Source organism: Pectobacterium sp. F1-1, assembly GCF_025643735.1.
Classification (GTDB): domain Bacteria; phylum Pseudomonadota; class Gammaproteobacteria; order Enterobacterales; family Enterobacteriaceae; genus Pectobacterium; species Pectobacterium colocasium.
In genome coordinates, this window is the sequence record NZ_CP104733.1 from 646596 (window position 1) to 665873 (window position 19278).

Here is a 19278-nt window from a genome sequence, read left to right on the forward strand (position 1 = left end):
TGGCAAAGTAACCCTGTTTGGAGTAGGGACAATGTCTGACGATGCGTCTACGCTTTTGCGCACCATTTCCTGGTTTGCTGAACCTCCTTCGGTATTACCTGAGCATATTGGTGACTGGCTGATGGAAGCCCGTTCCATGACGCAGCGGCTGGAAAAATATTGTGCCCAACTGCGGGTTACCCTTTGTCGTGAGGGATTTATTACGCCACAAGAGCTGGGCGAAGAGCGCGAACAGCTACCATATAGTGAGCGCTACTGGCTGCGTGAAGTGGTGTTGTACGGTGACGATCGCCCCTGGCTTTTTGGCCGTACCGTCGTTCCGCAACAGACGCTTGACGGAACGGATTCAGCCCTGACGAAGATAGGCAACCAGCCGTTAGGCCGTTATCTGTTTGAACAAAAATCGCTGACGCGTGACTACATTCATACCGGATGCTGCGAAGGCTTATGGGCGCGGCGTTCCCGCTTGTGCCTTTCGGATCATCCGTTACTGTTGACTGAGCTTTTCTTACCGGAATCACCGGTTTATTACGTACCGGGTGATGAAGGTTGGCAGGTAATTTGAGGAGATAAATCCTTGGAAAGAAGTGTTACAGCAGGGAAATGGCTGGCTTATTGCCGCTTGATGCGGATTGATAAACCAGTAGGTTCTCTGTTATTGCTGTGGCCAACGCTATGGGCGCTGTGGCTGGCGGGAGGAGGAGTACCCGCACCGTGGACGCTCTTTGTGTTTGTCGCTGGCGTTTTCTTAATGCGTGCGGCGGGCTGCGTCATCAATGATTATGCCGATCGTCATTTTGACGGTCATGTAAAACGCACGGCTTCTCGCCCATTGCCTAGCGGTGAAGTGAGCGAGCAGTCTGCTAAAGTGTTGTTTGTCGTGCTGGTCTTACTGGCGTTTGGTCTGGTGTTGACGCTGAATAAGATGACGATCTGGCTGTCCGTTGCAGGGCTGGGGCTGGCATGGGTCTATCCGTTTATGAAACGGGTCAGCCATCTTCCTCAGTTTGTGCTGGGTGCCGCGTTTGGCTGGTCGATCCCGATGGCGTATGCCGCGGTGAGTGAAAGCCTGCCTGCAACCTGCTGGATGATGTTTCTGGCGTATATTTGCTGGACGGTCGCCTACGATACCCAATATGCGATGGTGGATCGCGACGACGATCTGAAGATCGGGGTGAAATCCACTGCGATCTTGTTTGGCCGTTTTGACAATCTCATCATCGGGTTATTGCAGTTTAGCATGCTGGCGCTGCTGCTGATTTTAGGAAAGATCAGCGGATTGGGAACCCCTTACTATATTTCGCTGCTGGCGGCGGGTGGGATGTTTGTCTATCAGCAAATACTCACAGCCGGTCGTGAGCGCGATGCTTGTTTTAAGGCGTTCCACAATAATAAATACGTGGGAATGGCGATATTTATTGGTGTGCTGTTTGGCCTGTAAGCTGAACATCAGAGACAAAAAAGCAGCGATTTCTCGCTGCTTTTTTTATGGCACAACATCTACTGTGTTGGTAACGCTAAACACATCTGCGGCTTGATGGCGGCAGACCGTCCGCCATTTTCCAGCCTGACTACGCCTGCGTTGTCTTTTCTACTTCCTGACTATCGGCTTCCATTTCAGTAGATGAGCTGGCGCTTTCAATGGTCAAACGCACTTCCGGGGTGATCAGATCGCCGAGAATGTTGTAGATCGCGACGATATCGCCTTGTGCCGCTTCCGCGCTGTCGGTGATATACCCTTCTGTCCGTAAGGTCGCGACCAGCGTTGAGAACACCGCTTTATCAAAGAATTCCGGCGCGTTGATACCGTGCAGAACGGACAGGCGTTGCGCCATATTCCGGCTTTCTTTCTCCAGCGTGCCGCGGTTGATTTCTGGGTTCGCACACAGCAACGACAGCGTAATCGCATAGCGTTGCAGCGTTTCACGTACGCCTGCTGACAGCAATTGCAGCGTACGGATACGCGGCGGATTGATAGCCAGTTCACCGTCACGGCTGCATAGCAATTGCTGTTGAATCAGCTCGTTAGCCAACGTTTCCAGCACGCCCGGTAACTGTTCTTTGGAATAGTGTAGGAACAGTTCAGATTGCAGCAGCGGATAAATCAGCGCGATCTGTCGTACGACTTCGGCAAGCGTAATCCGGCGATGATGGATGACGATGCTGGCGATCAGCGACGGTAAGACCAACAGATGCTGGATGTTATTGCGATAGTACGTCATCAGAACGGCCTGCTCGCGCGGCAGAATGATGATATCGCCAATACTATCCTTCTCGACTTCGAACTTGTTCATGCTCAACGCATGTTCCAACAGTTCATCTGCTGTCTTTTTCGGAACCGTAATATCTTTGTGGTAAGGAACCTGGCGCAGCAGTTGCAGATAGCAATCCAACTGTTCTTGCATTTGTTCGCGCGTCAGCGAGCGCTGGCGCGATGCTAGCAAGGCCGTCGAACACAGGTTCATCGCGTTTGCCGCCGCAGAATTATTGATGCGCACCATGATATCCATAGAGATATCCTGCACTGTCGGCGTTAGCCAGCTTGGGCGCTGTGCTTCGATAGGGTCAATCGCATCACGCCATTGCGGAACATGCTGATTCAGATAGGTGGTCAATGGGAGCGGTTCGCCGAAGTTCACATACCCTTGGCCGAGATTACGCAGTTTGCGCAAACCGCGCACCATCTGCATAAAGCCTTCTTTTTCCTTCACCGCGCCGCGCAGTTCTTTCGCATAGGTGCCGACTTCCATCACATGCTCGTAACCGACATAAATCGGCACCAGCGTGATAGGGCGCGTACCGCCTCTGAGCATGGCCTGAATGGTCATGGCCAGCGTACCGGTTTTAGGCTCTAACAGACGACCTGTGCGCGAACGTCCACCTTCCATGAAGTATTCCACCGAATAGCCACGGGCAAACAGTTCACCCAGATACTCACGGAAAATCGTGGAATACAGCTTGTTGCCTTTGAAGGTACGGCGAATGAAGAAAGCGCCAAGACGGCGGAAGATTGGGCCTGCTGGCCAGAAATTAAGATTGATGCCCGCGGCGATGTGTGGCGGCACTAAGCCCTGATGGTACAGGACGTAGGACAACAGCAGATAGTCCATGTGGCTGCGGTGGCAAGGCACATAGACAATACCGTGACCATCCTGCGCCAGCTGACGAACGCGTTCGGCGTTATGGACGTTTATCCCCTGATAAAGGCGGTTCCACGTCCAGCTTAAAACGCGATCCGACAGACGTACGGCCTCGTAGGAGAAGTCGGCGGCAATTTCTTCCATTAGCGCAATCGCGTTCTGCTGCGCTTTCTCAGTAGAAATCTTCTTACTGCGCGCCTCATCGTCCACGGCTTTCTTGATCGCTTTGGAATCCAGCAGCTTATTAAACAGCTCCTGACGTACCGGCAAGCGTGGGCCAACTGCCGCCAAACGTTGGCGAGAGAAGTGCATACGCGCGACACGCGCCAGTTTGTGGGCTATGGTTTTGTCTGTGCCATGCTCGGTCGCCATATAGCGCAGTGACACTGGGCTGGAGAAGCGGACAAAACTGTCACGGCCTAGCCACAGAACGGCGAAGAATTTCTCAATACCGTTGAGCAATCGCAGGTGCGGTGTGGCCTGAGAATGGCCTTCCCGACCCGGAGAACGCCCAAACATCACGGAAACCGGCACCATCTGAACGTCTAAATCTGGATTGGCGCGATGCAGGTCCAGATAGTCGTGGAACAGTTTGACGGATTTCTGCTTGGGTACGTAATAGCGGAAGACACGCGGCCCGTCATTAATAAAGACGTGGCTTGGGAGTTCGACGCCGTTGAATTCGAACGACTGCGAGGGATCGGGTAACCCCAATGCCAGGCACTTCGCACGTAGCGTCAAGAGATCTGCCTGAGAGTTATAAGGCAGAACATAGAGTATAGGACGTGAGGGATCTAACCCCAGCTCGACCACAGGATCTGCGGGAATAACTTTGCTTTTAACCAGCAGTTTCAGTGGGAGATTCAATAGTTTATAGTAAATTTTACGCCAACCTGACATAACAACTTGGAGCCTCTTGTTAGCAATGCGCCGCAAGGATACCAGAAACTGCGCCGGAGATCTGTGGTGATGAGACAACATGAGCGCGTTAAAATGCGAACTATTTTGCATAAATAGCGGAGGATAAATGAATAAAGCAACGGGGATGATCCGGATTATTAAGGCGACCGGTTATTCCCTTAAGGGGCTAAAGCAGGCATGGCAGCATGAGGCGGCGTTTCGTCAGGAAACCGTACTGACGATTGTCGGCGTGATTATCGCGTGTTTGCTGCCAGTTACGCTGGTTGAAAAACTGCTGCTGATCGGGTCTGTCGTATTGATTATGCTCTTTGAGTTGGCTAATAGCGCCATTGAAGCGGTTGTCGATCGTATTGGCCCTGAGCATCACGAATTATCCGGAAGGGCGAAAGATATCGGCTCGGCGGCTGTTTTTGTTGCCATCGTGTTAGCCGCTGTCGTGTGGGGCAGCATCCTCTGGCAACATTTTGCCTGACGGTACGCATAAATGAATAAAAGTCAGAGGCTTTGCCGATATCTCCATTCCCAATTGTGGCTTACCTGTATATACTCACAGCAAGACTGTATAAACAACCAAGGGGGCGGAATGAAAGTATTAACAGCAAGGCAGCAGCAGGTTTATGACCTGATCCGCGATCATATTGCGCAGACCGGAATGCCACCAACGCGCGCGGAGATTGCTCAACAGCTGGGGTTTCGCTCTCCCAATGCGGCTGAAGAACATCTGAAAGCGCTGGCGCGTAAAGGCGTTATTGAGATTGTATCCGGCGCTTCTCGCGGTATTCGTCTGCTGATGGAAGAAGAAGCGGGCATTCCTCTGGTTGGTCGCGTGGCTGCCGGTGAGCCTCTGCTGGCACAGGAACATATCGAATGTCACTATCAGGTTGATCCTGCCATGTTCAAACCCAGCGCTGATTTTTTGCTGCGGGTGAGCGGTATGTCAATGAAAGATATTGGTATTATGGATGGCGATTTATTGGCCGTGCATAAAACAGAAGATGTACGTAACGGTCAGATCGTTGTCGCGCGTATTGACGATGAAGTGACGGTGAAGCGCCTGAAAAAGCAGGGCAATATGGTGCATCTTCTCGCGGAGAACGAAGAGTTTGCCCCGATTGTTGTCGACCTACGTCAGCAAAGTTTTTCGATAGAAGGCTTAGCGGTTGGCGTCATCCGTAACAGCGACTGGAGCTAACGGTTCATAGAGATGCACTGTTCACCTGTCTGAATCAGTGCATCATCCTCTCTCTTTCTCTTTGTGTTAATCGCGTCATGTGCTAGTCACTTTATGTGTGGGTGTCCCGCGTGTTAAGCTGCTAGCTGTATATATTTCGTTACATTTATCGTGTGTTCTCTACGATTCCTCTTACCACCTGTTTTCCCACTGCTTTTGCGGTGATGTTCTCTTTCCTAACGTCTTTTTTAGCTACAGATTCCTATTTTTCAATTTTAATCGAAATATTCGACTATGATTTTTATCAAGATAAGCATTTTTATCTTGATTGGTTGTTTGGTGATTGATCATCAGCGATCACATTTAGGTTGGCCCGGCAATCAAGGGAGACAGTGGCGAAGCACACCGTGATGGTTCACACCATGATGACGCTGCTTACTGAATAGACCGATTTATCTGATTATCTGAAACTGACGCATAAGTCGGTAGTCACGATTTTTATGCGCAATTCACCTAAGGTACGGAGATTCTTATGAATAAAGACCAAGCCAGCGGTAACTGGAAACAGTTTAAAGGTAAAGCGAAAGAGCAATGGGGCAAATTAACGGATGACGATCTGACGGTCATCGAAGGTAAACGTGACCAACTGGTAGGGAGAATCCAGGAGCGTTACGGGTACGCAAAAGAAGCGGCAGAGAAAGAAGTGAAGCACTGGGAAGAACACCACAAATATCACTGGTAGTGAACGTGATGCTTCTGCGCAGAAAGAGACGATAGCCCTTGGGGCTATCGTTTTTTAATCGAGGTTACCGCTTTTTAATTGGAACCGTGTGGTCGTGGTCGCAATGATCCGGCTGTTTGCACGATGCCACTTCCTGACAGCCGCCACATAGCCCGTGAGCTTCCACAACGCTGTGACGTAGCGTAAATCCTGACTGCTGTGCCAGGCTACGTAGTGTTTCTTCCACACCTTCGGTTTGACGTTCCGTGACCTGCCCGCAGCGATCGCAGATGAACAGGGCTGATGTATGGCTGTGGTCTTCAATATGGTGGCACAGCACGTAGCTGTTGTTTGACTCAACTCGATGAATGAAGCCTTGTTCCAGCAGAAAATCCAGTGCGCGATAGACGGTCGGCGGTTTGGCCTGAGGTTCGGACACTCGCAGCAGATCCAGCAGGTCATAAGCGCTGATAGCGCCGGACTGCTGCGCCATTAGACGTAAAACCTCTAACCGCTGCGGCGTGAGACGCACAGCGCGCTGCTGACAAATCTGTTCAGCCTGGGCAAGAAGTTTGTCCTGTTTGGTTGAATCCATTGTCATATCACCCTGACGCATTGAGGAACAAGACGGATATCTTACCACGGCTGAAGAAAAACGCCGAACTGGCGGCGTTTTCCTGCGAAAACAACTTCCTGTAAAAACAACGAACAGAAGTCCCTGTAAAAACAGCGGACAGAAGCGCTACACGACCAGGTCGATGAGCAGCGCCCGTAAAGGTGTTTCTGCCTGTAGCGTCAACGCCGTTTCTTCTTTGACAAAGGCGCCGTCGCCGCAATGTAGGGCTTCACTGTGCTGATTGCCTTTTACCACCATTGAACCGTGGATCAACTGGAGGTATGCCTGATTGCCCTGTAGTGCGATCGTGCTTTGCTCATTCTGCTGGAGATCGACATGATGGATCCAAACCTGCTGGCGCAGTTGCAGACTCGTCTGTTCGCCTTCCGGTGAGGCAAGCAGAGTGTGACTTGATGAATCCAATTCCATGCGCTGTAACGGGCTGTTCTCTCGAGTCTGGCAGGCATTCAGCCATAACTGCAGCCGTGTCAGTGGTTTACTGGGGTTGGTATTATGTTCGCTATAGCTGACGTTTGGCTGAGTCGCGAGTAGCAAAACATCGCCAGCTTTGGCCTGAATGTGGCGACCATTGCTGTCGCGGTATTCAGCTTCACCCTGCAGAATGATGTTCAGAATATCAACCCGTGGGTAGGTTCGCGGCTGAAATGATGCCCCCGGCGCTAATACTTCCTGATTGAGCACGCGTAGAGAAGCGTAGCCCAGCAACTGTGGGTCAAAATAGTGACCAAAAGAAAAGGTGTAGCGTGCTTGCAGCCAGCCATAGTCGGCCTGGCCGCATTGCCCCGCTGCTCTTCGTGCGATCATAATTTTTATCCCCCAGATAATTATTTATTAAACCGATAGTAATTGTGTGGACGTTGGATTGTTAGCTAGTTAATCTGGTGGGTATATTCAAAATTCCTGAATGAGTACCAAGATGGCGAAAGAACGAGCATTGACGCTGGAAGCCTTGAGGGTTATGGATGCGATCGATCGTCGTGGCAGCTTTGCCGCTGCGGCAGACGAGCTGGGTAGGGTGCCTTCGGCACTGAGCTATACCATGCAGAAATTGGAAGAAGAGTTAGATGTGGTGTTGTTCGATCGTTCCGGGCACCGTACTAAATTCACGAATGTCGGGCGTATGCTGCTGGAACGTGGACGTATCCTGCTGGAGGCCGCGGATAAGCTCACGACGGATGCGGAAGCACTGGCGCGCGGCTGGGAAACGCATCTGACGATTGTGACGGAAGCGCTTATTCCGACTCAGCGGCTTTTTCCGTTAATCGATAAGCTGGCGCTCAAAGCGAATACACAGGTGTCGATTCTGACGGAAGTGCTGGCGGGCGCGTGGGAACGTCTTGAGCAAGGGCGTGCCGATATCGTGATTGCACCGGATATGCATTTTCGCTCCTCTTCAGAAATGAATACCCGCAAGCTGTACACGATGAATAATGTGTATGTTGCCAGCCCAGAGCACCCGATTCATCAGGAGCCTGAACCACTGTCGGATGCCACTCGGGTGAAATATCGCGGGATTGCGGTGGCGGATACCGCACGCGAACGCCCGGTGCTGACCGTACAATTGCTCGACAAACAGCAGCGTCTGACGGTGAGCTCGCTGGATGATAAGCGGCGTGCGCTGCTGGCTGGGTTAGGTGTCGCGACCATGCCTTATCCGATGGTCGCGCAAGATATTGCCGAAGGGCGTTTGCTGGTGATTGGGCCGGAGCATCAGATGGAAAGCCAGATTATTATGGCGTGGCGGCGAGACAGCATGGGCGAGGCGAAATCCTGGTTCCTGCGTGAAATTCCAAAACTGCTGAACCAGCCCTAAACCCTGCATTTTTTGCGGCAAGGTGTGGTTTCACACCTTGCCTCTGCACTTCATTATGTCAGTATAAATCGACAAACGTCTTATCACGGTGGTGAGGCTGGTTCAGATCTTGCTCTGGACCCAGCGAAATCACGCCATGCGGATTAATCGTGCCGTGGCTACGATAGTAGTGGTGACGAATATGCGCCATATCGACGGTATCGGCGATGCCAGGCATTTGATAAATATCACGCAGAAAGCCGAACAGATTGGGATAATCGCTCAGGCGATATTTATCGCATTTAAAATGCGTGTGATAGACCGGGTCGAAACGGATCAGTGTCGTCCACAGGCGCAGATCGGCTTCGGTTAATTGCTCACCGGTCAGGTAGCGCTGTTTTGCCAGTATGGCTTCCAGATCGGATAATGCGGCAAAAACGGTCGTTGCTGCTTCATCATAGGCCGACTGACTCGTCGCAAAACCGGCTTTGTAAACGCCGTTGTTGACCTTGTCGTAAATCCAGCCGTTCAATTCATCAATCTGAGCGCGTAGCGCTTCTGGGTAGTAATCTCCTGCCGCTGCGCCCACGCCGTCAAACGCGCTGTTCAGCATACGGATGATATCGGCGGATTCATTACTGACGATGGTGTGTTGCTCGGTGTCCCACAGGACGGGCACGGTCACCCGACCGCTGTAGTCCGGTTTGGCGTGCAGGTAGAGTTGGTAGAGGAATTCGTGTTGATAAAGTGAGTCCCCCGTTGCCCCCTCAAAATCAGTCCCGAACGTCCAGCCGTGATCGAGCATGAGCGGATGAACCACCGACACCGCGATATGGTCTTCTAACCCTTTCAGCTGTCGCATGAGCAGCGTGCGGTGCGCCCACGGGCAGGCGAGCGAAACATAGAGATGATAACGACCGGATTGGGCAGGAAAGCCACCGTTGCCGGTGAGGCCGGGTGCACCATCAGGCGTGACCCAGTTGCGGAATGTGGATTCTGAACGCTTAAAGTGGCCGCCGGTAGATTTGGTTTCATACCAGGTATCGTGCCATACGCCGTCAACCAGTTGTCCCATCAATCCTCCCGTTTGTGTGTGATGATAAAACGACGGCAAGCCTTTTATGCTTGCCGTCTACTTTGCGATTTGGCTATTAAGTGTAGTACAGGCTTGAAAAGACCCCTCTTACCACTTTTTGCCCAGCAGGCGGTCGATGCTGAATGCGCCTGGGCCGGTTACTGCCAGCAGGAGGTAGCCGCCAGCAATGGTCAGGTTTTTCATGAACATCAATTGGTTCATGCCTTCCGCAAAGTTAGAGTGGAAAATCAGTGCAGTCAGCAGCGTAAAGCCCGCAGTAAACAGTGCAACGGTACGCGTCAGCAGGCCGAACAGCACCGCCAGACCACCACCCAGTTCCAGCAGAATGGTCAGTGGCAGCAGGAAGGTCGGTACACCCATCGCCTGCATGTATTGTTGTGTGCCCGCATAGGCATCACCCAGCTTACCGTAACCTGCAACGATAAACAGAATCGGCATTAAGATACGTGCAACCAGCAGTGCAGTGCTTTCTAAATTTTTCATCATCTCTCCAATTGATTTTGTTGTGGGCTATATCGCCCTGTTGTGTTTGTTATAGCAGGTGTTGTCTGAAAACTTGGCCCGCCATCAGGTTATGGGCAGATAGTATAGAGAGATGATTTGGGCTACCAGCGAGTATAATTGTTGCAGTATTTCAGAAAAATTGATGTTCAGTGAATGATGCAAGAACGCGCTGCAATGACGTGAGCGCGTCAGGCAAAAGTGAAGTGAATAATGGCGTATAGCACAGGCAGATCGCCGATGCGATAGGAAGGATTACGGACGAGCATCAAACGTTTTGCGGACGAGCCTGAATGTTCCCCACAGCCCGGCAAGACGGCGTCCCCAGCGAATCATACGGCTGGGGTGCCGCACGCCATAGAGCGCCACGAGGCTGGAGCCAACGATCCAGTATTTACGCCACTGCATCAGGCTTTGCCAGCCGCGATCGTAACGGGCGGTGGTATCCAGCCAGTGTTTCTTACCTGCCGATAAATCCAGCCGCTGCTGCTGTATCTGGCGCAGTAGCTGGGCTTTTTCTCTGTCTCGCTGCTGACGCTGGCTCATTTGGGATCGTCCTCCAGCAGTGACCTGTCCGTCGCCAGCTCCTTACGTGTGGCTTTGAGCAAGGTGGAACGACGTACCTTCAGGAGTGTCCAGATGCCGCCTATCAGCGCCAGCCCAAGCAAGGTGGCGGTGATACACCCCAGTGCAAAGAGACGATATTGCGGGTCGATGCCCCAGATGATCAGCGCAATCAGGCTCATAATGCCAAAAGCGGCAAAAAGCAGCGTCAGGCCGACCATAATCAGCAACTGAATCAGATTGGCTTTTTCTTCCTCTAATTCAATTACGGCGAGTCGAACACGGCTTTCCACCATGCTGACAATAATGGAGATGATGCGCTGAGCAGAAGCGATGACCCCGCTTGCGGGGCCTTGTTGTGATTTATCCGTCATAACGATCCGCTAAGTCATAACAAGCCGCTAATTAGCGACGAGACAGCAGGACGCCAAGCACGACGCCGACAGCAGCACCAATACCGACACCGGTCCACGGGTTCTGACGTACATAGTCGTCTGCAGATTCAACCGCTTCTTTGGTGTGGGAAGCGATTCGCTCACCGGTATCGCTCAGGCGATTACGGGTTTCTTTCAGCGCGCTTTCTGCTTTATTACGCAGTTTGTCGAGTTCCGCTTTAGATTTATCGCTGGAGGTGCTTAATACTTCTTCCAGCGTATCCGCCAGTGATTTCAATTCGGCGCGTAGGTATTCAGAATTTTGATCTTTAGCCATATTAATAACCCTTCGTGTTATAAACCTGAACGTTAACTATAGCTGAAGCTGAAATTTATGCCGCCCCAAACGGGTACGGACAATTCTGATAACTCGCTGTAAATTTTAGTGATTTGGTTTTTGAATATAAAATGAACAATTGCTGGGTGTTTTATAGGGACACGATATTGAGGGGTTATTGTGATGCGGCGCGTTCCGCAGCACGTAATTCCTGCTCGGCTTCAGCCAGCTTTCTTTCGCGTTTGAGGATCTTCTCAGCGTTATCCCCTTTCTGCCGGCTTTCGTGTAGTTCCTGCTGGCGTTCAGCGACGTCTTTACGTTTTTCCTCAATCGCTTCCTGACGCTTCTCAGCCAACCCGGCATCCGTACAGTGGGTTTTCACGCCGTCCAGTGCCTTTTCTAACCCGCTGATGCGGTTTTGATTGCCGTGCTTACGTGCTTCATCGATTTGGCGCTGAATATCCTGCGCTTTCTGCTGACAGGTTTCCACTTGACTGGCGGTATTCGCGAGCGCGTGGCCGGAAAGCAGGACAGATAATGCAATGATGGATGGAAATAGTTTCATCTACGTCACCCCAGTTTGGATTGTTTCTGTGTCAGTTTTTGCTGCCAGAACGGTGTCGGGGTTGTCGCCTGCTGCGCGGTAATAGTGACTTTAGGCAGAGACAATCGCAGGACATCTCTGGCAGCGATACTCTGTTCTGGCGAGGCAAGACGGACGATCAGGCTATCTTGCTCTGGTGTAATGCTTTTGATCGCAATGCCTTTTTCATTAAGACGCTGATACACGTAAAAGCCATCTGGCAGCGCGGCGCCATCGTCAGGCTTGATGTGTAGCATCGCATCGTCCTGAGAATGACGCAGCGACTGGGATTGCGTCAAGGCGATAATGGGCAGGGCAAGCAATATCAGTATGCGGCCTATTTTTCTGGGCGTAAGTTTAGGCAATAGCCAGCGGATTGACACGGTTAGCTTCCTTTTTCTGTGTTATCTGCTTTCGCTTCACGCTTTTTACGCCACAGGACAAAGAGCGATCCAAACAGTCCGATAAACAGCAGCGCCAGCGGCAGCATCATCAGGCAGAACATCAGCTCGTCTTCATATTTCAGGAAGATCGTTGTTTTCCCTAAGGCGAAGCCCAGCGTAACCAAAATAAATACCCACAGGAACCCGCTCATCCAGTTGAAGAACTGAAAACGCGCGTTATTCAGGCCTGACAAGCCTGCGATGGTCGGTAATAACGTTCTGACAAAAGCCAGAAAGCGGCCAACTAATAGTGCGGACAGACCATGACGGTGGAAGAGCTGATGGGCGCGCTGGTGATAGTGTGCGGGCAAGTGCGAGAGCCAGCCTTGAACCACTCCCGTATTGCCAAGCCACCTCCCCTGGATGTAGCTAGCCCAGCAGCCGAGGCTGGCGGCCGTCGTCAGGAGAAATAGAGTAAAAGGATAATTCATTGTGCCTTTGGCGACGAGGACACCGACCAAAATGAGCAGGCTATCGCCGGGCAGGAAAGCGGCGGGGAGCAGGCCATTTTCCAGAAAAATAATCAAAAACAGCAAGATGTAGATGGTCCATACCAGCTTGGGGTCGGCTAAAATATCGAAATCCTGATGCCAGAGTGCGTTTAACAGTTCTTTGATTAATTCCATCCGGTATTCCTAATACTGCTGTTGCATTTTAGCCTTGGCGACAATCACGCTTCTGGACATGATAAGAGCGAATACAGTGTTATCAGGGCGCAGGATTATGATTTTTTTTATGATCTCTGTTTGGTTCCGCCCAATAGTGACGCAGGTGTCTGACTTGATGCTCGCTTTTCGCTGTGAACCCGATAAACAGGCGGGTCGGGATTGTTTGGTCTTGGCTGACTTTACATCCAAAGCGACGGATTAAGCGTAAGAAAGACGCGTTAACTGTAACAAAATAGGTGTTACTGAGACAGAAAAATATTACGACAACTGAGGCGGTTTAGGGGGAATTTTTTCGAGGAAAAGTGGGGGTTTCTGCGATATTTTACACTCGCTGACAGAAATCAACGTTTTCTGACCTTTTCCCGCGTGTCCAAAAGGTTACCCCTCGTTTAAAACAAGGGGCAAAAATCGCGTTAAGACTTACCGGCGTGTATTTGGTCGAGGTGAACGACCGGGTTCTCGGCGAACATATAGCGATCGACGTTAAACTCGAAATCGTCCGTCGTGGCGCGAAACAGCATCTGTTTGGTGTTTTCCAGATGTTGCCACATGGCCAGTTTGGCGGCGTAAGGATCTTTGCGAATCAGTGCCTTAAGGATGCGATCGTGCTCTTCGCACCAGCTTTCTATCGACTTGTCGTCAATGTGTTCATGCAGTTTGCGCCAGTAAGGATTGTGGATCCGTTGGCTCCACATTTTTTCGACGATGGTCGCCATGGCTGAATTTTGTGTTGCCAACGCGACCTGCACGTGGAATTTGAGATCCCATTGAGAATCACGGAAGCGATCTTCCTGACGCGCATATTCCTGAATTTCCATCAGTTGGATGATGTCCTGACGGGTGACCTGCGTGGCTGCAAATTCAGCAATATTGCTTTCAATGAGTTGACGTGCCTGAAGCAGCTCAAACGGACCGGCTGCGACGAATTCAATATCGCCGCTATTAATGAACGGGTTCTTTTGCTGATTGGAAATAACGTGAATGCCTGAACCCTTGCGTACTTCAACGTACCCTTCGACTTCCAGCATAATAATAGCTTCGCGCACCACGGTGCGGCTGACGTTCATTTCTTCAGAAATATAGCGCTCTGCCGGTAATTTTTCGCCGACCTGGTACATACCGCTTTCGATGCGCTGTTTTAATTCTGCGGCTAACTGCTGGTATAGCCGTCGGGGTTCAGTGAGTGCCATGATGATGTCTACTCTCGATAGATGACGGTCCATGTGCCACGTCAGGGCCTGAGTGTCTATCTCGTTAATCTTTGAGGGATGATTTGTTATACCACTTAATCATAGCAGCAACCAATGTTGCGGTCACAGTTATCGCAGTGTGTTATTGCAGGGAGGTGGCTCACCCGGTATCCGATCATACCGGATGAGTCAGGATAATGCAGGGATTATCAGTGCTGGTTGGCTTCTTTCAAGGTTTCAGCCGCAGCGGCGACTTCTGATGCAGGTTGATTTTTCAACACTGTCCAGATGACGACGGCACCTAACAAGTCGAAGACCGCCAGTGCAGCAAACAGCGGGCTGAAGCCCAACGTATCCGCCAGTGCGCCCACAACCAGCGCAAACATGGTGCTTGCCATCCAGGCCGCCATACCGGTTAAACCGTTTGCTGTGGCCACTTCATTACGGCCAAATACGTCAGATGACAGCGTAATCAGCGCGCCGGACAGCGACTGGTGCGCGAAACCGCCGACGCACAGCAGCGCGATGGCGACGTAAGGGCTAGAGAACAGCCCGATCATTCCCGGTGCAATCATCAGTATCGCGCCCATGGTCACGACCAGCTTGCGGGAAACGATCAGGTTCACTTTGAAATATTTCTGGAACAGCATCGGCAGGTAGCCGCCCAGAATACAGCCGATATCGGCGAACAGCATCGGCATCCAGGCGAACATGGCGATTTCTTTCAGGTTAAAACCGTAGGCTTTAAACATGAATAGCGGGATCCACGCGTTGAACGTTCCCCAGGCCGGTTCAGCCAGAAAACGCGGCAGCGCGATACCCCAGAATTGACGGTTACGCAGGATCTGCCAGGCAGACATTTTCTTCGCGTTATTGGTTTGGTGCTGCGCTTCCTGCCCGCTAAGAATATAGTCGCGCTCTTCGTCGCTGAGTTTTTTCTGATCTTTAGGGTGTTTATAAAAAACGAGCCAGCAGATGGCCCAGACCAGGCTCAGCGCACCGGTAATGATAAAGGCCATTTCCCAGCTGTGTGCCACAATCGCCCACACCACCAGCGGCGGTGCAATCATCGCGCCGATGGATGACCCCACGTTGAAATAACCCACCGCAACAGAACGCTCTTTTGCCGGGAACCATTCGCTGCTGGCTTTCAGGCCCGCAGGGATCATCGCGGCTTCCGCCATACCGACCGCGCCACGAGCGATCGCTAACCCTCCCCAACTGTTCGCCAGTGCGGTTCCCATGCAGAAGATGGCCCACAGAATGGCGAACATGGCATAGCCGATTTTAGTCCCCAGCAGGTCCAGCACATAACCGGCGATGGGTTGCATAATGGTATAACAAGCTGAGTAGGCAGCAACGATGTAAGAATATTGCTGTGTGGTGATATGCAATTGATCCTGTAGCGTCGGGGCGGCAACAGAAATTGCATTACGCGTCAGGTATCCCAGCACGGTACCAATGGTCACCAGGCCGATCATATACCAGCGTAATCCTTTGATTTTACGCATTTAACTTTCTCTCCGAGTCAATAAAAAACACAGTGTGGCTCTTGAGTAGCGTCACGGTGTGCGGTGTCTTGTAATGTGGTACGACACGTTTTGTTGTTGTGCTGAGCAGGAAAACCCTTCTCTTTGTGAGATAGCGATTGAATCCCTGCTTAAGGCAGCGCTACAATAATTTGTCATACAACTTTAAAAGTTGAGTGATATCACAAAACCATTATTTTTATGCGGAATAACGAATTGTTCGCTGAAATCGAGAGAGACAAGCGGTTTAAAGTGATAAGTGCTGAGTTATTGTACTGCTTGTTACATTTTTGCGATCATGACCTCACAAATACTGTGAGATATCGCGCATAATTGGTGTGATATCTTTTAACGGTCAACTAATTTGGTGCACAAGAAGCACGGTAAGGAAGAAAACATGCCCCAGTTTCTGAGTGAAGATTTTCTGTTAGACAGTGAATTTGCCCGTCGTCTCTACCATGAGTATGCCGTCGACCAGCCGATATTTGACTACCACTGCCATTTGCCGCCTGAGCAGATCGCGGAAAACTACCGTTTCAAAAATTTGTATGACATCTGGTTGAAAGGCGATCACTACAAGTGGCGTGCGATGCGTACTAACGGCGTGCCTGAGCGTTTGTGTACGGGCGATGCCAGCGACTGGGAAAAATTTGAGGCCTGGGCCGCTACCGTGCCACACACCATCGGCAACCCGCTTTATCACTGGACACACCTGGAACTGCGCCGCCCATTTGGCGTAACCGGCACGCTGCTGTCGCCAAGCACAGCAAAAGACATTTGGGATCGCTGTAATGCCATGCTGGAGCGTGATGATTTTACTGCGCGCGGCATCATGCAGCAGATGAACGTGAAAATGGTCGGCACGACGGACGATCCGATTGACGATCTGCGCCACCATAAAACTGTTGCTCAGGATTCAAGCTTCTCTATCAAAGTGCTGCCGAGCTGGCGCCCGGACAAAGCGTTCAACATTGAACTGGCAACCTTCAACGACTATATGGCGAAGTTGGGTGAGGTGTCCGACACCGATATCCGTCGTTTCAGCGATCTGCAAACCGCGCTGACCAAGCGTCTGGATCACTTTGCGGCGCACGGTTGTAAAGTGTCCGACCACGCGTTGGATGTGGTGATGTTTGCGGAAGCCGATGAGTCGACGCTGGACAGCATTCTGGCACGCCGTCTTTCTGGTGAAACGCTGAGCGAACATGAAGTGGCACAGTTCAAGACCGGCGTTCTGGTCTGGCTGGGAGCGGAATACGCGCGTCGTGGCTGGGTGCAGCAGTACCACATTGGCGCGCTGCGCAACAATAACCTGCGTCAGTTCAAGCTACTGGGGCCGGACGTGGGCTTCGATTCCATCAACGACCGTCCGCTGGCTCAGGAATTGTCTCGCCTGCTCAGCAAGCAGAATGAAGAAAACCTACTGCCGAAAACCATTCTTTACTGCCTGAACCCGCGCGATAACGAAGTGCTCGGTACCATGATCGGCAACTTCCAGGGTGAAGGGATGCCGGGCAAGATGCAGTTCGGTTCCGGCTGGTGGTTCAACGATCAGAAAGACGGTATGCAACGTCAGATGACCCAGCTTGCGCAGCTTGGTTTGCTAAGCCGTTTCGTCGGTATGCTGACGGATAGCCGTAGCTTCCTGTCTTATACCCGCCATGAATATTTCCGCCGCATTCTGTGCCAGATGATTGGCCGCTGGGTGGAAGATGGCGAAGCGCCAGCCGATCTGCCATTGCTGGGCGAAATGGTGAAAAACATCAGTTTCGATAACGCTAAAAACTATTTTGCCATCGAGCTGTAATTCCACCGCGTCGTAGGGTGTGAATTGTGCGGGGGCGCGGCAGTAAGATTCCCAAAGGGGCTTACGCCGCGGTTCCCGGTGTCTCGGTCTTTTGTCATCGGCACTGGTGGTGATTCGGTGCGGGTGAATGTATACCCCAAATAATTCGAGTTGCAGGAAGGCGGCAAGAGAGGGAATCCCGATGAGCTTACACAAGTAAGTGATTCGGGTGAGTGAACGCAGCCAACGCACATGCAGCTTGAAGTATGACGGGAATGAATATAGCAGGGCAAGGATGACGGTGGTTCGGTCGTGCCCTGAATGTGAGATTCGTCCTGAGGTAGCCTGTTAATGCAAACGTTAAATCGTCGTAACTTCCCCGGTCGTCAACACCCGGATCGCGTTATCCAGTTTGGTGAAGGCAACTTCTTGCGTGCCTTCGTCGACTGGCAGTTAGATTTGCTGAATGAACACACCGATCTGGATGCGGGTATTGTCGTTGTTCGTCCGATCGATTCTGATTTCCCACCCGCGCTGGACACTCAGGATGGGTTGTACACCACCATTATCCGTGGTCTGAACGAGCAGGGCGAAGCCGTGCGCGAGCCCCGTCTGATCCGTTCGGTAAACCGTGAAATCAACGTGTACCGTCAGTTCGATGAATATCTGGCGCTGGCGCATGATCCAAACATTCGTTTTGTTTTCTCCAATACTACCGAAGCGGGTATCAGCTATCACGCAGACGACAGCCTGAACGACGCGCCGCCTGTTAGCTTCCCGGCGAAATTAACCCGTCTGCTGTATGAGCGTTTCTGTCATTTTGACGGCGCAGCGGATAAAGGCTGGGTGCTGTTACCGTGCGAGCTGATTGATTACAACGGCGTAGCGCTGAAAGAACTGGTGCTGCGCTATGCCGCACAGTGGAAACTGACGCCAACGTTTACCGCCTGGCTGAACGATCACAACACCTTCTGCTCGACGCTGGTAGACCGCATTGTGACGGGTTACCCACGTGCCGAAGTTGAAGCACTAGAGCAGGAAATGGGCTACAAGGATACCTTCTGGGACACGGCAGAACATTTCTACCTGTTCGTGATTCAGGGGCCACAGTGGCTGGCAGAAGAGTTGCGTTTGAACAAGCTGGATCTGAACATTCGTATTGTTGATGACATCAAGCCGTATAAAGAACGTAAAGTGGCGATTCTCAATGGCGCCCACACTGCGCTGGTGCCAGTCGCATTCCTGGCGGGTCTGGATACCGTTGGCGAGTCGATGGATGATGCCCTGATTGGCAAATTCGTAGAAAAGACCATTGCCGAAGAGATTGTGCCGGTATTGGATTTGCCTCATGACGAACTGACCTCGTTTGCTCAGGCCGTGCTAAGCCGCTTCCGTAACCCCTTCATTCAGCATCAGCTGTTGTCTATCTCGCTGAATGGTATGACTAAATTCCGCACCCGCATCCTGCCGCAACTGCTGACTTACCGTGAGCGCCACGGTGAACTGCCTGCTCGTTTGACGTTTGCGCTGGCGGCTTTGATTGCATTCTACCGCGGTGAACGCAGCGGTGAAGGTGATGCGTTACAAACCTACCCGTTGCAGGATGATGCACATTGGCTGGAGCGTTATTCCACGCTGTGGGCAGGCGTAAAAGAGAACACCGTCAGCCTGGCTGAGCTGGTGAATGTTGTGCTGCGCGATGCCGATCACTGGGAACAGGATTTAACGCTGGTTCCTGGTCTGGCTGCGCAGGTGACTGAACAGTTGCAAACCATCGTTGAGCGCGGCATGCGCGCAGCCGTGGAAGGTTATTGCTAATTAGCAA

21 protein-coding genes are annotated in these 19278 nt (G+C 51.7%); 8 read left to right on the top strand and 13 right to left on the bottom strand.

Going from position 1 to position 19278, the window contains the following annotated elements; all coding sequences use genetic code 11:
• The first annotated feature begins 31 nt into the window (after positions 1 to 31).
• Both ubiC and ubiA read left to right on the top strand, forming a co-directional pair.
• Entirely contained in the window at positions 32 to 565 is a 534-nt protein-coding gene (gene ubiC / locus NAL19_RS02850; protein ID WP_225086811.1) for a chorismate lyase, read from the top strand.
• A 12-nt stretch (positions 566 to 577) separates the two neighbouring features.
• The gene (ubiA, locus tag NAL19_RS02855; protein WP_225086812.1) at positions 578 to 1441 is read left to right on the top strand and encodes a 4-hydroxybenzoate octaprenyltransferase; all 864 of its coding nucleotides are present in this window, start codon (positions 578 to 580) and stop codon (positions 1439 to 1441) included.
• Positions 1442 to 1571: 130 nt separating this feature from the next.
• Here ubiA and plsB read toward each other — a convergent pair whose 3' ends face one another.
• A complete protein-coding gene (gene plsB / locus NAL19_RS02860; protein WP_225086813.1) occupies positions 1572 to 4040 on the bottom strand; it encodes a glycerol-3-phosphate 1-O-acyltransferase PlsB in 2469 nt (822 codons plus the stop codon).
• Positions 4041 to 4167: 127 nt separating this feature from the next.
• Here plsB and NAL19_RS02865 point away from each other — a divergent pair, with 127 nt between their 5' ends.
• The 3 genes from NAL19_RS02865 to NAL19_RS02875 all read left to right on the top strand — a co-directional run bounded on the left by NAL19_RS02865 (position 4168) and on the right by NAL19_RS02875 (position 5974).
• Entirely contained in the window at positions 4168 to 4533 is a 366-nt protein-coding gene (locus NAL19_RS02865) for a diacylglycerol kinase (RefSeq protein ID WP_263058706.1), read from the top strand.
• Positions 4534 to 4644: 111 nt separating this feature from the next.
• Positions 4645 to 5253: a transcriptional repressor LexA gene (lexA, locus tag NAL19_RS02870; protein ID WP_225086815.1), complete on the top strand. Its 609-nt coding sequence runs from the start codon at positions 4645 to 4647 to the stop codon at positions 5251 to 5253.
• A gap of 511 nt (positions 5254 to 5764) precedes the next feature.
• Complete coding sequence (locus NAL19_RS02875; protein ID WP_010298839.1) at positions 5765 to 5974, top strand: CsbD family protein; 210 nt, start codon at positions 5765 to 5767, stop codon at positions 5972 to 5974.
• A gap of 64 nt (positions 5975 to 6038) precedes the next feature.
• Here the strand turns inward: NAL19_RS02875 and zur are convergent, their stop codons facing one another.
• Together zur and NAL19_RS02885 are read right to left on the bottom strand one after the other, a co-directional pair.
• Positions 6039 to 6548 (bottom strand): zinc uptake transcriptional repressor Zur, encoded by a 510-nt coding sequence (gene zur, locus NAL19_RS02880; protein WP_010298842.1) that lies wholly within the window; start codon positions 6546 to 6548, stop codon positions 6039 to 6041.
• A gap of 147 nt (positions 6549 to 6695) precedes the next feature.
• Positions 6696 to 7394, bottom strand: a complete 699-nt coding sequence (locus NAL19_RS02885; RefSeq protein WP_225086816.1) for a pirin family protein — start codon at positions 7392 to 7394, stop codon at positions 6696 to 6698.
• A 112-nt stretch (positions 7395 to 7506) separates the two neighbouring features.
• Here NAL19_RS02885 and NAL19_RS02890 point away from each other — a divergent pair, with 112 nt between their 5' ends.
• Positions 7507 to 8403 carry a LysR family transcriptional regulator gene (locus tag NAL19_RS02890; RefSeq protein WP_225086817.1) on the top strand — a complete coding sequence of 299 codons (897 nt, stop codon included), beginning with the start codon at positions 7507 to 7509 and terminating at the stop codon, positions 8401 to 8403.
• Between the two features lie 58 nt (positions 8404 to 8461).
• Here NAL19_RS02890 and NAL19_RS02895 read toward each other — a convergent pair whose 3' ends face one another.
• The 10 genes from NAL19_RS02895 to NAL19_RS02940 form a co-directional block, all read right to left on the bottom strand.
• Positions 8462 to 9457, bottom strand: coding sequence for a glutathione S-transferase family protein (locus NAL19_RS02895; protein WP_263058707.1), 996 nt, complete (start codon positions 9455 to 9457; stop codon positions 8462 to 8464).
• A 108-nt stretch (positions 9458 to 9565) separates the two neighbouring features.
• On the bottom strand, positions 9566 to 9961 hold the full coding sequence (locus NAL19_RS02900; protein ID WP_010298854.1) for a DoxX family protein: 396 nt from the start codon (positions 9959 to 9961) through the stop codon (positions 9566 to 9568).
• 273 nt (positions 9962 to 10234) lie between these two features.
• Positions 10235 to 10525 carry a YqjK-like family protein gene (locus NAL19_RS02905; protein WP_225086819.1) on the bottom strand — a complete coding sequence of 97 codons (291 nt, stop codon included), beginning with the start codon at positions 10523 to 10525 and terminating at the stop codon, positions 10235 to 10237.
• Complete coding sequence (locus NAL19_RS02910; RefSeq protein ID WP_225086820.1) at positions 10522 to 10917, bottom strand: phage holin family protein; 396 nt, start codon at positions 10915 to 10917, stop codon at positions 10522 to 10524. Before NAL19_RS02910 ends, NAL19_RS02905 begins: the two co-directional genes overlap by 4 nt.
• 31 nt (positions 10918 to 10948) lie before the next feature.
• Positions 10949 to 11254, bottom strand: coding sequence for a YqjD family protein (locus NAL19_RS02915; RefSeq protein ID WP_012773230.1), 306 nt, complete (start codon positions 11252 to 11254; stop codon positions 10949 to 10951).
• 175 nt (positions 11255 to 11429) lie between these two features.
• Positions 11430 to 11819: a DUF1090 domain-containing protein gene (locus NAL19_RS02920; RefSeq protein WP_263058708.1), complete on the bottom strand. Its 390-nt coding sequence runs from the start codon at positions 11817 to 11819 to the stop codon at positions 11430 to 11432.
• Between the two features lie 5 nt (positions 11820 to 11824).
• Positions 11825 to 12220, bottom strand: a complete 396-nt coding sequence (gene mzrA, locus NAL19_RS02925; RefSeq protein WP_263058709.1) for an EnvZ/OmpR regulon moderator MzrA — start codon at positions 12218 to 12220, stop codon at positions 11825 to 11827.
• 2 nt (positions 12221 to 12222) lie between these two features.
• On the bottom strand, positions 12223 to 12906 hold the full coding sequence (locus NAL19_RS02930; protein ID WP_225086823.1) for a DedA family protein: 684 nt from the start codon (positions 12904 to 12906) through the stop codon (positions 12223 to 12225).
• A 455-nt stretch (positions 12907 to 13361) separates the two neighbouring features.
• Positions 13362 to 14138, bottom strand: a complete 777-nt coding sequence (gene exuR / locus NAL19_RS02935; protein WP_012773234.1) for a transcriptional regulator ExuR — start codon at positions 14136 to 14138, stop codon at positions 13362 to 13364.
• A 209-nt stretch (positions 14139 to 14347) separates the two neighbouring features.
• The gene (locus NAL19_RS02940) at positions 14348 to 15649 is read right to left on the bottom strand and encodes an MFS transporter (RefSeq protein ID WP_225086824.1); all 1302 of its coding nucleotides are present in this window, start codon (positions 15647 to 15649) and stop codon (positions 14348 to 14350) included.
• A 415-nt stretch (positions 15650 to 16064) separates the two neighbouring features.
• Here NAL19_RS02940 and uxaC point away from each other — a divergent pair, with 415 nt between their 5' ends.
• Together uxaC and NAL19_RS02950 are read left to right on the top strand one after the other, a co-directional pair.
• Positions 16065 to 17474, top strand: a complete 1410-nt coding sequence (gene uxaC, locus NAL19_RS02945; RefSeq protein ID WP_225086825.1) for a glucuronate isomerase — start codon at positions 16065 to 16067, stop codon at positions 17472 to 17474.
• Positions 17475 to 17804: 330 nt separating this feature from the next.
• The gene (locus tag NAL19_RS02950) at positions 17805 to 19271 is read left to right on the top strand and encodes a tagaturonate reductase (protein WP_263058710.1); all 1467 of its coding nucleotides are present in this window, start codon (positions 17805 to 17807) and stop codon (positions 19269 to 19271) included.
• The last annotated feature ends 7 nt before the right edge of the window (positions 19272 to 19278 follow it).

What these genes read in the sequence shown, in the direction of transcription:
- NAL19_RS02885 (WP_225086816.1), bottom strand. Translation starts at nt 7,394, where the DNA reads ATGATCGCACGAAGAGCAGCGGGGCAATGCGGCCAGGCCGACTATGGC.
- NAL19_RS02920 (WP_263058708.1), bottom strand. Translation starts at nt 11,819, where the DNA reads ATGAAACTATTTCCATCCATCATTGCATTATCTGTCCTGCTTTCCGGC.
- NAL19_RS02940 (WP_225086824.1), bottom strand. Translation starts at nt 15,649, where the DNA reads ATGCGTAAAATCAAAGGATTACGCTGGTATATGATCGGCCTGGTGACC.
- plsB (WP_225086813.1), bottom strand. Translation starts at nt 4,040, where the DNA reads ATGTCAGGTTGGCGTAAAATTTACTATAAACTATTGAATCTCCCACTG.
- ubiC (WP_225086811.1), top strand. Translation starts at nt 32, where the DNA reads ATGTCTGACGATGCGTCTACGCTTTTGCGCACCATTTCCTGGTTTGCT.
- NAL19_RS02950 (WP_263058710.1), top strand. Translation starts at nt 17,805, where the DNA reads ATGCAAACGTTAAATCGTCGTAACTTCCCCGGTCGTCAACACCCGGAT.
- NAL19_RS02930 (WP_225086823.1), bottom strand. Translation starts at nt 12,906, where the DNA reads ATGGAATTAATCAAAGAACTGTTAAACGCACTCTGGCATCAGGATTTC.
- zur (WP_010298842.1), bottom strand. Translation starts at nt 6,548, where the DNA reads ATGGATTCAACCAAACAGGACAAACTTCTTGCCCAGGCTGAACAGATT.
- lexA (WP_225086815.1), top strand. Translation starts at nt 4,645, where the DNA reads ATGAAAGTATTAACAGCAAGGCAGCAGCAGGTTTATGACCTGATCCGC.
- NAL19_RS02900 (WP_010298854.1), bottom strand. Translation starts at nt 9,961, where the DNA reads ATGAAAAATTTAGAAAGCACTGCACTGCTGGTTGCACGTATCTTAATG.
- NAL19_RS02875 (WP_010298839.1), top strand. Translation starts at nt 5,765, where the DNA reads ATGAATAAAGACCAAGCCAGCGGTAACTGGAAACAGTTTAAAGGTAAA.
- NAL19_RS02905 (WP_225086819.1), bottom strand. Translation starts at nt 10,525, where the DNA reads ATGAGCCAGCGTCAGCAGCGAGACAGAGAAAAAGCCCAGCTACTGCGC.
- NAL19_RS02890 (WP_225086817.1), top strand. Translation starts at nt 7,507, where the DNA reads ATGGCGAAAGAACGAGCATTGACGCTGGAAGCCTTGAGGGTTATGGAT.
- NAL19_RS02865 (WP_263058706.1), top strand. Translation starts at nt 4,168, where the DNA reads ATGAATAAAGCAACGGGGATGATCCGGATTATTAAGGCGACCGGTTAT.
- exuR (WP_012773234.1), bottom strand. Translation starts at nt 14,138, where the DNA reads ATGGCACTCACTGAACCCCGACGGCTATACCAGCAGTTAGCCGCAGAA.
- NAL19_RS02895 (WP_263058707.1), bottom strand. Translation starts at nt 9,457, where the DNA reads ATGGGACAACTGGTTGACGGCGTATGGCACGATACCTGGTATGAAACC.
- uxaC (WP_225086825.1), top strand. Translation starts at nt 16,065, where the DNA reads ATGCCCCAGTTTCTGAGTGAAGATTTTCTGTTAGACAGTGAATTTGCC.
- NAL19_RS02910 (WP_225086820.1), bottom strand. Translation starts at nt 10,917, where the DNA reads ATGACGGATAAATCACAACAAGGCCCCGCAAGCGGGGTCATCGCTTCT.
- NAL19_RS02915 (WP_012773230.1), bottom strand. Translation starts at nt 11,254, where the DNA reads ATGGCTAAAGATCAAAATTCTGAATACCTACGCGCCGAATTGAAATCA.